Annotated in this window: 12 protein-coding genes and 1 pseudogene; 2 read left to right on the top strand and 11 right to left on the bottom strand. The window is 39.9% G+C overall.

Translation table 11 applies throughout. The annotated features are described in order from the left end of the window. Window positions 1-52 precede the first annotated feature (52 nt). The 4 genes from J7E67_RS17010 to J7E67_RS16995 all read right to left on the bottom strand — a co-directional run bounded on the left by J7E67_RS17010 (window position 53) and on the right by J7E67_RS16995 (window position 6,179). Window positions 53-1,015, bottom strand: coding sequence for a bile acid:sodium symporter family protein (locus J7E67_RS17010; protein WP_088089939.1), 963 nt, complete (start codon window positions 1,013-1,015; stop codon window positions 53-55). 275 nt (window positions 1,016-1,290) lie between these two features. Continuing rightward, window positions 1,291-3,231 carry a PTS fructose transporter subunit IIABC gene (locus tag J7E67_RS17005; protein ID WP_214732447.1) on the bottom strand — a complete coding sequence of 647 codons (1,941 nt, stop codon included), beginning with the start codon at window positions 3,229-3,231 and terminating at the stop codon, window positions 1,291-1,293. A 587-nt stretch (window positions 3,232-3,818) separates the two neighbouring features. Further along, window positions 3,819-5,738, bottom strand: coding sequence for a BglG family transcription antiterminator (locus tag J7E67_RS17000; RefSeq protein WP_214732446.1), 1,920 nt, complete (start codon window positions 5,736-5,738; stop codon window positions 3,819-3,821). Window positions 5,739-5,945: 207 nt separating this feature from the next. Continuing rightward, window positions 5,946-6,179 carry a hypothetical protein gene (locus J7E67_RS16995; RefSeq protein ID WP_214732445.1) on the bottom strand — a complete coding sequence of 78 codons (234 nt, stop codon included), beginning with the start codon at window positions 6,177-6,179 and terminating at the stop codon, window positions 5,946-5,948. Window positions 6,180-6,340: 161 nt separating this feature from the next. On the opposite strand from J7E67_RS16995, the gene J7E67_RS16990 reads away from it, so the two are divergent. Both J7E67_RS16990 and J7E67_RS16985 read left to right on the top strand, forming a co-directional pair. Next, a complete protein-coding gene (locus J7E67_RS16990) occupies window positions 6,341-6,559 on the top strand; it encodes a DUF1659 domain-containing protein (RefSeq protein ID WP_214712400.1) in 219 nt (72 codons plus the stop codon). 39 nt (window positions 6,560-6,598) lie between these two features. Beyond that, the gene (locus J7E67_RS16985; RefSeq protein WP_214712402.1) at window positions 6,599-6,817 is read left to right on the top strand and encodes a DUF2922 domain-containing protein; all 219 of its coding nucleotides are present in this window, start codon (window positions 6,599-6,601) and stop codon (window positions 6,815-6,817) included. Between the two features lie 161 nt (window positions 6,818-6,978). On the opposite strand, the gene J7E67_RS16980 is transcribed toward J7E67_RS16985, so the two are convergent. The 7 genes and pseudogenes from J7E67_RS16980 to J7E67_RS16950 all read right to left on the bottom strand — a co-directional run bounded on the left by J7E67_RS16980 (window position 6,979) and on the right by J7E67_RS16950 (window position 13,171). Further along, window positions 6,979-7,956, bottom strand: a complete 978-nt coding sequence (locus J7E67_RS16980; RefSeq protein WP_214732444.1) for a ring-cleaving dioxygenase — start codon at window positions 7,954-7,956, stop codon at window positions 6,979-6,981. An 18-nt stretch (window positions 7,957-7,974) separates the two neighbouring features. Then, window positions 7,975-8,943 (bottom strand): ring-cleaving dioxygenase, encoded by a 969-nt coding sequence (locus J7E67_RS16975; RefSeq protein WP_214732443.1) that lies wholly within the window; start codon window positions 8,941-8,943, stop codon window positions 7,975-7,977. Window positions 8,944-9,038: 95 nt separating this feature from the next. Further along, complete coding sequence (locus J7E67_RS16970; RefSeq protein ID WP_214732442.1) at window positions 9,039-9,437, bottom strand: DoxX family protein; 399 nt, start codon at window positions 9,435-9,437, stop codon at window positions 9,039-9,041. Between the two features lie 60 nt (window positions 9,438-9,497). Beyond that, window positions 9,498-9,920, bottom strand: a complete 423-nt coding sequence (locus J7E67_RS16965; RefSeq protein WP_214732441.1) for a MarR family winged helix-turn-helix transcriptional regulator — start codon at window positions 9,918-9,920, stop codon at window positions 9,498-9,500. A gap of 267 nt (window positions 9,921-10,187) precedes the next feature. Further along, window positions 10,188-10,290: pseudogene (locus J7E67_RS32325) on the bottom strand (hypothetical protein); the annotation flags it as partial. Between the two features lie 12 nt (window positions 10,291-10,302). Continuing rightward, entirely contained in the window at window positions 10,303-11,289 is a 987-nt protein-coding gene (locus J7E67_RS16960; protein WP_285290473.1) for a PIG-L deacetylase family protein, read from the bottom strand. Window positions 11,290-12,025: 736 nt separating this feature from the next. Beyond that, window positions 12,026-13,171, bottom strand: coding sequence for a cation:proton antiporter (locus J7E67_RS16950; protein ID WP_214732439.1), 1,146 nt, complete (start codon window positions 13,169-13,171; stop codon window positions 12,026-12,028). Window positions 13,172-14,237: the final 1,066 nt, after the last annotated feature.

The raw sequence follows: 14,237 nt of genomic DNA, 5'->3' as shown, positions 1-14,237 counted from the left end.
AAGGTGGTTTTTCTCTTCTATTTTATTAAATTTAGGCGAATGGTCTTCAGGATCAGACTGCTTGCTTGATACTTTGATCATTTTGATCTTTTTCTTTCATACGGCTGAAAATATTAGCGAGAACGGAACCAGATAGATTATGCCAGACGCTGAAAATGGCACTTGGTACTGCCGCTAAAGGTGAGAAATGAGCGGTAGCGATAGCGACTCCCAAGCCCGAATTCTGCATACCAACTTCCATTGCTACAGCCTTTTGTTTTGCAAGGTCCATACCGCATAAACGGGCAAAGAAAAAGCCCAGGAAGAATCCAAGCAGATTATGAAGGATTACTACACCAAAAATAAGTAGACCCGACTCAGCAATTTTGGTCGCGCTGCCTGCTACGACAGCAGATACAATTAACACAATCGCAATAACGGAAACAAGCGGCAATGCCTTTGCACCGGCTTTTGCCTGTTTGCCAAAGAACTTTTTAATGATAAAGCCAGCTGCTAATGGAACAATGACAACTTGTACAATCGAAAGGAATAAGGAAGCAACACTGACATCAACCCATTTGCTCGCAAACAGAAGAATAAGCAATGGTGTAACAATTGGTGCAAGAATCGTAGAAACTGAGGCAATTGCAACGGCCAGTGCCACATTTCCTCTTGCTAGAAACACCATAACATTGGAAGCAGTTCCGCTTGGACAGCATCCTACTAAAATGACACCTACAGCAACTTCTTCAGGTAAATGGAGTCCGACCGCCAATAAAAAGGCAAGTAACGGCATAATGATAAAGTGACCGATGACCCCAAGCGCCACTTCTTTCGGTCTTCTAAATACTTCTTTAAAATCCGATAGCTCGAGTGTCAGGCCCATTCCAAACATAACAATTCCTAGTAGAGGAACAATATAGCCTCCCAGCCACACAAAGTTACCAGGATTAAGATAAGCAATAACCGCAAAGATCAATACCCATAACGTAAATGTTTTCCCAGCAAAGCTGCTGATTTTCTCGATGACTTCCAAAACAATTCCCCCTATAAATTAATTCCAACTATTTCAATAAATTTAATACACATTATATTAGAATAAATATTTAAAAAAATCAATATATTCTTACAAAATGTTACAAAATTTTCTGTATTGTTGATGCTTGCTTTCTGCTCTCATCATCATTGATATCGCAAACTCAAATGCGGCTTGACCAAGAGAACCATCCCCATGGTCTCAAAGACACAAAAAAAGCAGAGAGACATTGCTCTCTGCTTTACTGTTTGATTCAGTTTACCTCCCACTGACCCCTAAATAGTCTCAAGAAGTTTATATGCTTCCTCTTTCGTCGTAACCTTTAATAATTGCTCTCTAAACCCATCATCCATTAATTTTCGTGATAGCATTTGGAGAATCTTGAGATGGGCATCTCCTGCTGCTTTTTCCGGCACAGCAATCATGAAGATTAATTTTGCCGGTGCGCCATCTAAACTGTTCCAATTGACACCGTCACGTTTGATACCAAAGGCAACAGCTGGTCGTTCCACCGCATTGGATTTACCATGGGGGATGGCGATATTCATGCCAAGCCCAGTCGAACTTTCACTCTCACGATTTAAGATCGCTTGTTTATATTCTTGTTTTGAACGTAAGACACCAGCTGTATCAAACTTGGCAATCAATTCATCGATTACATCATCACGTGTGTTGCCAGCTAAATCGGTATCAATTAATTCTATTGTAGTAATATCAGTTAACTTGCTAATATCAGTTTTAGAAACAGCTTCGACTTTTTCTTCACGTACTGGTGCCGCAGCACTAGTATCAGGACCAACACCCGCTGCAACCGGCACAGCACCATCTACATTTTTCTTCAACGCCGTAACCATGAGGGCCGTTACAATCACACCAACAATAACAGCGATGAAGAACATAACCACATTGTCAACAGCACCTAATATAGCAACAATCGGACCACCATGAGCAACTCTGTCACCCACACTAGAAAGCATGGCGATGACAGAACCTACCATCGAACCGACAACGATACTTGGAATCACACGAAATGGATCTTGTGCGGCGAACGGAATCGCACCCTCTGTAATACCAAATAGCCCCATCGTGAAGGATGCTTTTCCGGCATCTCTTTCTGCCTGACTAAATTTGCGTTTGTTGATAAAAGTAGCAAGTCCAAGTCCAATTGGCGGGATACAGATCGCTACTGCAATGGGTCCCATAATTTCATAGTTACCTTCTGCAATCATGGCTGAGCCGAAAAGAAAAGCAACTTTGTTGAATGGGCCACCCATATCGACCGCAATCATCGCACCGAGAATCATCGCTAAGACAATCGAGCTTCCACCTTGCATGCTAGCAAGCCAAGTTGTTAATGCTTCGAACACACTTGCAACCGGATGACCAATGACGAAGATAAATAATAGACCTACAATAACACTTGATAGAATTGGGATAAAAATAATTGGCATAACGGGCTGAACCGCTTTTGGCACTTTAATTTTTTTAATAGCTAGGGCAACATAACCCGCTAAGAAACCAGCAATAATCCCGCCGATAAATCCGGCACCCGCTTCACTTCCGTAAAAACTACCATTGGCTGCAATATAACCGCCAATCATACCTGGTACGAGTCCTGGACGGTCAGCAATACTTACCGCAATGAAACCAGACAAGATCGGTACCATGAACATGAAAGCTGTACCGCCAAGACCTTCAATTTGTTTCCAAAAGGAACCATCTGGTATTTTAATTCCACCTGGTGTTTGCTCACCACCTAGAGCTAACGCGATCGCAATCAATAATCCCCCAACCACAATAAAGGGAATCATGTAGGAAACCCCACTCATTAAGTGCTTATAAAAGCCGTTTTCCTTTTGTTTGCTTTTCTTTTCTTGACCAGACGGGGCTGATTCAGGTTTATAAACAGGAACGTTTCCGCTTTGAATCTGTTTAATCAATTCTTCTGGTTTGCGAATACCCTCTTGGACACCGGTGACAATTAATTTTTTGCCGGCAAAACGGTCCTTCTTAACCTCTTTATCCGCTGCAATAATAATGCCATCTGCTTCGGCAATATCTTGCTCCGTTAACGCATTTTCGACGCCAATCGAACCTTGTGTTTCCACTTTTATATCGATGCCCAACGCTTGGCCCGCTTTTTGTAAGTTCTCAGCAGCCATATATGTATGAGCAATTCCAACTGGACAAGCTGTAACAGCTAATATTTTCCCCATCGTGTTACCTCCTATTGTAAAAATAACTAAGTAATCGCTTTCTTAAATCTATAATATACCAATCTTGTCCAGGTAATTTTTCATCTTTTTACCGGAGACTGCGGTAAAAAAAGTTTAATGCGTTCCTATGTGACCTTAATCTTAGTTCTAGCTCCATATCGGTCACGTAGAACCCTCCTACGTGACCCCAAACTTAGTTCTTTTACCACTTCGGTCACGTAGAACCCTCCTACGTTACCTCAAACTTAGTTCTTTTACCACTTCGGTCACATAGAACCCTCCTACGTTACCTCAAACTTAGTTCTTTTACCATTTCGGTCACATAGAACCCTCCTACGTTACCTCAAACTTAGTTCTATTACCATTTCGGTCACGTAGAACCCTCCTACGTTACCTCAAACTTAGTTCTTTTACCATTTCGGTCACGTAGAACCCTCCTACGTTACCTCAAACTTAGTTCTTTTACCATTTCGGTCACGTAGAACCCTCCTACGTTACCTCAAACTTAGTTCTTTTACCACTTCGGTCACATAGAACCCTCCTCCTACAAAACAATTAGGGGGGGAATTGCAAAAATAACCAACCCGCTAGGCGAATTGGTCGATTACTTGTAAAAATTCTTGATAATCCCGTGCAGCTGTTAGCGCATGAACAACCAAAGGTGCCTCACTCAGGGAGGAAATCTTCCCAATTACCCCGCGAAGCTCCCCTTGATTTTCTTTGGCAATGGCCAGCATGATGACAAGGGACACTCGTTCATTCCCCCACTCCATCCGCTCTTTCATGATCGCCGTGGCTAAAGCAGATTGGTGAATCATCGATGGGTTTCCATGCGGGATGGCAATTCCCCCGCCGATGGCTGTAGCTGATTTCCTCTCTCGATTAACAGCACTATGAATATACTCTTTACTCACATAACCTTTTTTATAAAGAGCGTCCGCCAGCATTTCGACGACTTCATAGCGGTGTTCTTTTTCCACATGAAAAAACACAAGTTCTTCCTTCAAGAAGGGAGAAAATACAGGGGGTCCATGGAGTTCTGCACTTTTCTGCTTCAATTCCTCCACAAACTGATGTAATTTTTTCTTATCCTCTTGTCCAAACAACGGGGAAATCACGATGTGCTCGATGGTTACTTTCTCAAGCGGAACCGTAGAGATAATAAAATCCGCTGGATGAGAACTCAAATATTCCGGCACTTCCGCCTTTCCAATACAGGCGACAATCTCAATGTTCTGGTACTGCTGTTCGATTTTCGCCTCTAACAAATGCGACATGCCAATCCCCATATGGCACACAATCAACGCTTTCTTCTTTATATCTCGCTTTTTTTCCAGTCTTTCAACAGAGGCTTGAAAATGAAGGACAATATAGGCCGCCTCATCCTCAGGGATTTCGATATGAAAAGTTTGTTTGATTTCTTCAAGCGTTAACATCACCATATTGAACATATAGGGATACATTTTTTTAATATTCGATAGAAGCGGATTTGTAATCGGAAAACCATATTTGATGCGATTGATGACCGAATGCAAATGAACGGCAAGGCCATCGATTAAGATCGGATCCGCTTCATAATGAATGAAAGTCAACTTTTCCATCTTGCGAACGAAAGCAAGAACAAGCTCAGCTGCCTCTTCATCCACTGTCAAATCTTGATGGAGTTCCTCTCCGACACGCTTGCTGCTAATCAGGTGCCATGTAAAATAAACCTGCTCCACATCCGGGAAGGTTAACCGAAAGGCCAATTCCAATTTTTCAAAAAACCAGCTGGCAAATTGATATTCTTTCCGTTCAAACGCCATCACTTTTTCGGACTCTTGGACAAATACAGGCGACCGCTGCCGGGTCCGTTTCACCATAATCAGTGCATGAACGAGCAAGCTCTCTAACGCATCGTCTGAAAAAGCAATCGAAAATCGCCCCTGCATATCCTTAAGTGCATTCCTAACGGTCGAAATTTCATAGGGTAAAAATAAATCCAACACCACATTTTTTTCGTGCAAAAAAAGCTCAGACAAGTGCGCCAAAGCATTACGTTTCTTCAATTCTGATCCTTGAATCACATTTCCCACCCGCGGCTTCGAAACGAGTTCAAGCTCAAACCGCTCCAGCCAATCCGTAATCGCCTCGATATCTTTTTTAATCGCCGCTTTAGGTACATAGTATCGATCGGCAAAATGCTGTAAGGTGATTGCCTTATCACTTGTTAAGAGCTGATAGGCCATTTCAAAAAGCCGTTCTTCATTGGTTTTCGGTTCGCTCGAAAGAAGACTGCGCAAAATTTCCGATCGATCACTTTCATCACTTTCAATCGCAATCCCAAGGCCCGGCTTCCGGATGAGCCTTGCGCTTGGATAATCGCGGAGAAACTCCTCCAATCGATCTAAATCGTTCCGGACCGTTTTTTCCGCACAATCAAGCTCTTCCGACAAATCCTTGATATGCAATACCCCTTCTTCATGAACGAGCAATATTCGTAGTAATTCTTTCTGTCTATTATTCATCCTGCACCCGCTCTAAAAAACAATATAGGTAAGTGTATCTTTATTTTGTCCTCTAATCAAATGAAACAATGAAAACGATGAACCTGGAACCCAAACAAGCGTAAATGCCTTCCAATCCGAAGGCACCTTCGCGCTTTTTTTTCCAAAAATAAAAGTCCTCATAATTAATCACGCATTTTTTCGAAAAATAACCATCCCCACACTTAATCACGCCTTTTCATGAATATAAAGGCTTTCACCGAAAGATTCATCTGATAAATGTGCGTTTTCCGCTGATAAAATGGTCCAGTTCGCTATATCCTTCAACAATTGGCTGGGAAGCTGCTCATTGGAGCTAATTATCCCACTACATGCGCCCACATATTGCAGCTTACGAGCTTCTGCAAGTGCATCTGGACCATAGAGAACGCAGCTCCAACCATATTTTCTCAATAATCTCATAGGAAACAACCTCGTGCTATGAAACCACACAATATGTTCCACAATCTAGGACTACTCCATCCATTCACTAAAAGTCTTACATTCAAATAAAATTTCTCCTTCCTACCCTGTCCTTTTTACCGACTTTTCTATATATAGAAGGTGAAAGGTGGTGAGAAACAATGGCACAAGCATTATTAGAGGTAACGAAGCTTCGCATCGTGTTTGAAGCGGGCATGGATGACGAAGGAAATCCCATCCTCAAAGCAAAAACGTTTAGCAATGTCACAAAGGCTGCTACCGCAGATCAACTATCCCAAGCGGCACTAGCAGTAGCTTCTCTATGCAATGACCCGCTAAACAAAGTGGAGCGAAATGACAGCTCCGCGATTCTAGGTTAATAGTCTAACGAAATAATAAAGTGAGTGGAGGTGAAAGGAATGGCAAAAACATTGGAATTGCAATTTACCACAGAGTTTGGAAAGACGGCAAGTCTTTCCGTCGATAACCCTAAAGAGCCGATTGATGAAGAAGTTGTAAAATTATCAATGGCGCAGATTATTGCATCTGAAGTTTTCACAACGGCCAGTGGCAAGTTTGTAGCTGCAAAAGGAGCAAGAGTCATCGACCGCAATGTGACGGATTACGTGATTGCCTAATAAGGGAAAGAGGCTGGATTCATTATGAATCCGGCCTCTTTTTATTAAGCTGTTTTCTGAGAGAAAAAGAACTAGGCATTAAAATGGAGCTCCTCTTCCTTTATTGGACTCTGTTTTCCACTTTCCTTCGTAAATATCTGTTTCGTTGAATATTTTTCTTTTTATTCTTTGATGAATTCCTTTGTACTTCTCATTGTATCAATTGGGCGAACTAATTTTTCTATTTCTGCACGTTTAGGCTCTAAGAATGGAGGTAAAGATAATTTTTCCCCAAGCGTTTCATAAGGTTCATCTCCCATAAAACCAGGACCATCTGTAGCGAATTCAAATAAAATTTGCGGTGCAACTCTTGCGTATAATGACTCAAAAAAGTGACGATTTACATAACCGGATGTATGGAATCCAAAACTACTCATCCGTTCAATCCATTCTTCTAAAACAGAGCGATCCTCTACACGTAATGCCGCATGGTGAACCGTCCCAAAACCTTGCTGGGCTTCAGGAAGAATGGCATTATATTCTACAATGACCGAGGCACCATTCCCGCCTTCCCCCACTTCAAATAAATGGAATGACCCTTCTTTATCTGTCTCTTTAAATAATAGGACTTTTTCCATCATTTCTTTGAAGTAATCAAAGTTCGCAATACGGACAAAAATTGGTCCCAAACCAGTAATTGCATATTCCAGTGGAATTGAACCTTTTTGCCATGGTGTGCCAGATTCCACCCCTTTATTGAATTCATCTGAAATCAATTGATATTGCTGATCGTCAAAATCAATGAAAGAGAGGGTTTTCTTGCCAAATTGCTCTTTGATTCCAGTATGTTTCACTTCTAAACGATCAAAACGATTTACCCAATAGTCTAATGCTTCATCACTCGGTACACGGAAAGATGTCTTTGAAATCTCGTTTGTACCATGTACTCCTTTAGGAATGCCGGGGAAATCGAAGAAAGTCATGTCTGTGCCTGCGCTGCCTTTATCATCTGCAAAGAATAAATGATAGGTTTGAATATCATCTTGATTTACCGTTTTTTTAACTAAACGCATTCCTAAAACATAAGTAAAAAATTCATAGTTCTTTTCTGCACTACTTGTAATAGCTGTTACATGGTGTATTCCTTTTAGATGGTTCATTATATATACCTCCAATATTTAATTTAAGATTAATGGTCGTAATTTTTCTTGGATCTCTTTTCGGTTTGGTTCCAAAAATGGTGGAAGTGCTAGTTTTTCCCCCATTGTTTCCATTGGTTCATCTGTCGCAAATCCCGGTGTATCCGTTGATAATTCAAATAAAATACCATTGGGTTCCCTGAAATATAATGCCTTGAAGTAATACCGTTCCACTTTCCCTGAATTCGGTAACCTGTATTCTTTCAAACGCTCTGCCCATTGGTCATATTCTTCCTCATTCGGAACACGGAAGGCAACATGGTGAACACCTCCACGACCTAAGCGGACTCTTGGCAAATCGGGTCTTGTTTCAATATGAACTTCCGCACCGCTGCCGCCTTCTCCAGTTACATAAATCAATATATCTGGATAATCCCCTTCAAGTGAAGGATAAGAACCGGCAAATCGGAAACCCATAACTTCTGTTAAAACTCCAATTGTTGGTTCTGCAATTCCGACTGTGAGTGTTACAGGTCCTAAACCAATAATGGCATGTTCCAGTGGAATGTCATTCCTTTGCCAAGGAATCCCAGCTCTCACACCTTTTTCACCGTTATCGGCTACGAGGATTAAACGAGTCCCCTCGAAATCTCTGAAAGCCAATGTATCTCGATTTGCTCTTTTTTGAATAACATCATGTTCAACCCCAAATTGTTTAAAACGTTCTTTCCAAAATAACAATGAATCTGAATTTCTAACCCTTAGTGATACAGTAGAAATATCTGAAGTTCCCCTGTATGTTTGCCCAAGATGAGGAATGTCAAAGAACGTAACTTCAGTTCCTGGGTTTCCTTCCGCGTCAGCATAGAAAAGATGATAGGATTCTGTATTATCTTGGTTAACTGTTTTCTTAACCAATCTCATTCCTAAAATTTTTGTATAAAATTCATAATTTTTTTCCGCTTTACCTGTTAATATTGATACATGATGTAGTCCTAAGAGTTCCATCTCATTTCACTCCTGTCACAATATTAATTTAATTCTTTTGTTCGAAATTAAAGATCGCCTGTAATAGTAAAAAGTGTCATAAAAGACCAGATATTTTAGAATAAAAATGAATCTAACGCATATTGACCGGGACCGATCAAAGCTATACCAATAGCAACTGAAAGCAAAGTTAAGTTGTATTCATATCCATTAGCTGTTGCCCATAATCCATTTGGACCATGCACTTTTACGATAGCCATTAACATAGTTCCTGCAATCATAATTCCTGCAAGTGGTGTTAATAGTCCTAAAGCAAACAAAAGTCCCCCAATAAGTTCTGCTAACCCTGCGAAAAGAGCCATGGTCACTCCTGGTTTCATGCCAATAGATTCAAACCAGCCACCGGTTCCTTTCAATCCATTGCCACCGAACCAACCAAACAACTTTTGAGCACCGTGACCTACAAATAGTAAACCAATTACCAAACGAATGATTAATAAACCAATGTTTAACATCTTAAAATCCTCCTGATTTTTTATCTCGAATTCGAGATATTATTTTAAAAAAATGCACGTTTAAACTTTATTCCTTACTTTTTTCAAAAGATTCACCAATGTCTCTGCCTCATCAGAATTTAATGAATCAAACATATCTTCAATTAACTCTTGATATTTCGGCATGATTTCCTTCATCAATTTATTTCCATCATCAGTTAATCTAACATGTATCATACGGCGGTCATCTGGACAGGCATTTCGGCTTAATAAACCTCTTTGTTCTAGCTTATCTAAACAATAGGTCATCGAACCACTTGAGACCAATATGCAATTTCCAATTTGTTGAATTGTTTGTTTCCCTTTTTGATAAAGTACCTCTAAAACAGAAAATTCCGTAATACCAAGCTTGTTTTTTACCATTTCTTCCTTAATTCGATCATGAATTGCTTTAGATGTTTGCATTAATATCAGAAAGGTCAAATTATTGCATTTCCTCTCCATTAATTTCACCCCCTTAAAAAATCTTGAATTATATTATCTTGAATTATATTATCTTTAATCTGAGATAATAATAATACTTATAATTTTTTTTGTCAATACCCTTTATTTTATTGAACTAATTGGTGCTTATATACAGTATCAGCAAAAAAACGATCCTTCGTTATCGAAGCATCGCACCCATAACTCAACGCCAAATTCGTTTAATGATTTTACTTTAAAAACGATACGCTCTTTTCGAGTACAACAGGACCAAATTGATTTGTCATATACATCATCTATACGGCCTTGAAACCCAAAATAACCATCTTAAATCCATATAACAGTCACCAGAAACATACCAGTCGCCAGGCATGAAATATGATTTATATTTCGCAGTTTTCCCTCAGACCGTACACCAAAAAATTTCTTCATTCTTTATAAACGATTCGAGATACTCCCTGTCCGTAGCAAGCTGCGAGCGATACGCCCGAATCGCTTTCAACTTTCGAGTGGCCTCAGCTTCGGTCATTGGGACCCGCACTCGAGGCGGCCACGGGACAAAGCTGGGAATTCGCTCTCCTTTATACTCATGTGCCTCAAACGGCAATCTAGGGGTAATTCCACGTGGCCATGGCCATTCGGTGTCTGGACCGCTGTGGATTAAATAGGTATACACTTTCCCTCTGTAACCTGTCGCCTGCACGGCGTCACGAACAAACAAGAAAGCCGCCTGATGATCTAAGTGCCCATCCGCACCATCGGTGACGTAGATTTCCTTTGGCTGCATACACCTGATCAGGTCCATTGTATCGGAGAGAGCAAATTCCTTCAGATAGGGCGCTGGCATACCATAAACAAGCGAGTGATAGTCCGGGTATACCATGCTATACGTCTGTCTCATCAGGGTAAAGCGTTGCTGGAAAGGCTCTAGACCCTGGGACTTATAGACACGATCCAGTCCAGCATCAGGATAGCCGAGAAAGGTAATATCCGACGGCGTTAGTCCCAACTCCGCCATAGCAGCATACACTTCGAACTGGCGCACCCGCGCCAATTCGAAGTAATCCTCGGGACGAAGCTCGTTAATATTCTTCTTGAGCAGCTGGGAGGCAGCCCTCGGGTAACCATCTCCATTCGTAAAGATAACAACATGAACCCGCTTTCCTGCCGCCACTGATCGCATAATCACACCTGCAGTCCCTAGCGTCTCGTCATCGGGATGAGGGGCGAAAACCAGCAGATCAATAGGCTTTGTGTTGGTCACGTATTTTCCTGCTTGAATGCAATAAATAGGTTTGGATAAGTTACTCCAAATAGATGGTATAGGCACGGGTTGTAGTGATAAGAATGGTGCTATTACTATTGGAAATATTGGTCCTGACAAGTCCATTGATGGTTTAGGTAACGGAAGATAGCACGGACAAGGCTGATATAGGTAAGGCCAGTAAACAGGTACATTTCTGTACGTTTTTTCTATCAATGCTTGTTCCTCCATTCTTAATAATAGACTCTGTATCGCCTAGGAAGATGGGACAAGGGGTTCTTGAAGTCGATATTCTGGGAAACTCCGCGGGTTAAAAATATCTTGGTAATAAATCTAAAGTTCGATAGAGTTGAAGAGGTGGAAGTTGAAAATTCTTTAAGTAGTCTTGAACTCTATCAAACCACCAACTTACTTAGATACAAAGATAAGGTAATTTAAAATAATACCAATTTAACTATATTCAGAACACCAATAAAATTAGGCGAATATAATCTTATGCTATGTAAGCGAATATAGATTTGTTAAAGGGATAACGCCAAAATTTTGAATTATCTATAGTGACCTTTAGCGGGTCGTAAAGCTTAAGTTAACAGGAAAAAATTAATGTCAATGAATCTCAAACGTTAATGGCAAATCAAAATGCACAGAAATGACAAAATAGGTTTAGATTATTTCCTTGACCTACATTGTCAACACATCCTAAATCACCCTGATGGTTTCGGCAGATAATTTACTCCCATGCCGGATGCCTTATCTTAAATCGACGTTTAATAGTAAAAGGGTGCCGAAAATTCTAAACCTCTAAAGTCTTGGGCTCTTGCCACGTGCTTGTATTTAGCAATATCAATACCTATAGTTAAATTTAATTTGTTGCCTTTAGAGTATTTGATTTAAAAAACAATTTCATCATTGGTGGCGTAACAATAGTTGTTACAAGTACCACAACAACTAACACAGCAAACATATCTTGGCTAAGTAGATTGGATTCTAAACCAATAGCAGCAATAATTAATGCTACTTCACCACGGGAAACCATTGCTGAACCTATTCCCAAAGAACTATTCCAACTAAATCCAGCAGCTTTTGCACCAATTGCAGAGCCGACTAACTTAGTTAAAATTGCTAATACACTAAGAATGGCTATTAGAAAAATATTTTCAGTAATACCAGTGAACTCTGCCGTTACACCAATCGAGGTAAAGAAAACAGGAACAAATATAGAATAACTAATCGTTTCTACCTTCTCAAAAACTTCGTGTTTGAAATCCGTTACGCTAATTGCCACGCCTGCAATATAGGCTCCGATGATGGCGGCGACGCCTGTATATTCTGCTAAGTAAGCATAAACAAAACAAATAACTAGAGCGGACGAAATGACCGTTTCTGTTACTTTTAATGATGAGAACTTCTTTAAAAACCAAGGTATTACCTTCCATCCAACAAGAATAGCTCCCGCAAAGAAAATGACTTTCTTTAAAACAACAGTGATTAAATTCACATCTCCGCCTGCAAAACTCATCAAGAATGCTAATGCGATAATTACTACAACATCATCGATTACAGCTGCTCCTAAGATTGTGGTCCCTTCAGGTGTTTTTAAACGATTCATCTCCTTCAGTGCTTGAACCGATATACTTACACTTGTTGCAGAAAGTAATAGCCCCAAAAACCAAGATTCCATTGTACTTAAGTTTAATGCCAACCCAGTAAAGTGACCTAAAACAAGGGGAACAATAATGCCACCAAAACCAACTAATGTTGAGGCTTTTCCAGTTCGTTTGAATTCATCTATATCTGTTTCCAATCCAGCTATAAACATTAATAAAATAACTCCGATTTGACTAAATTCAGCTAATGTTTCTGTTTCATTTATTAATCCAAGAACCGATGGTCCAAGTACAATTCCAATGAGAAGTTTTCCCAGAACAGAAGGCTGCCCTAATCTAACACTAAGACTTCCTGCTATTTTTGATGCAATTACAATAATCGCTAATTGTAGGATTAACACTTAAATTACCACCTTTCGTTATTATGATTTGTCATTGTTTAATAAAAATACAAAAAGAGCCTGTTACCAAAGGACATAATTATCCCTTGGTGACAGGCTCCTCCAAGTACACTCTGTATTTTATTAGTTATACTTTAACATAAAATTAGTTGTAGAAAATTAAATTTTTATGTTTATATTATTTCATTCGTCCTCTTGGTCCCCCCAGATCGCTTGGGCCTTTTTTTTTAATAGTAATATTGCGGCAGCTTCCGCCAATGCTTTCTCTTTTTTAAGTAAATCTCTTTCTAACGTTTTTGCTCGTTTTTTCTCTTCTTTTAATTCTTGATTCAGCTGCTTCGTTTGATTAGTTTCTCGACCATTCTAAACTCCCCCGTTAGCCATCCATATAGAGAGAACTAGGAAAATTTACTTTCTCTAATATCATAGAACAGTTTGAGTTACTTCAAATTTTGTTTAAACCACAAGCGTCACAAACCGACACTCTTTCGACTAAATACCAAATAGGCTATACTAATCAAACGATTGATTGAAACAGCTGTAAATACTGATTGATAAGCAATTCCCCCTGCAAAGCAAGTATGAAGATTGTCGAAATGCGTTTGAACATTCCGCAGGAAATAATCCACCTTTCTACAAAAACAGATGAGCTTCTCCCAAACCTCCATGATTCTATTAAAATCCCGACTTTTTGATACTATCCAAACGTTTGATTAAAAGTAGCCTCAGACCACTCATTACTAGATTTATAACTCTAAATGCCTGTGAAGAATGTCGAGAGCTGTCCTCAACAATGACTCTTTAAAAAGGAACCATGATTAGTTTCTGAACCAGGATTCGTGCCAAACCCCATTACTGTGACTTGTTGCTAATTTCCTCTAGTGATCATATTTTGGAAATGTCAAAAAAAAACTACCTAAAAAAATGCTGTAAGCCTTTTGCCTTTAAATACAAAAAATACCACAGCAGTAAGATCTGTGGTAGTAAAAATTTGTACTTTCTTATTCATACAAAAAACAACCTTTTCAGGTTGTCTTCAATTTGCCTGGCAACGTCCTACTCTCAC

The sequence above is a fragment of the Bacillus sp. ISL-46 genome (genome assembly GCF_018613205.1).
This window is presented reverse-complemented; position numbering and strand designations above follow the sequence as displayed.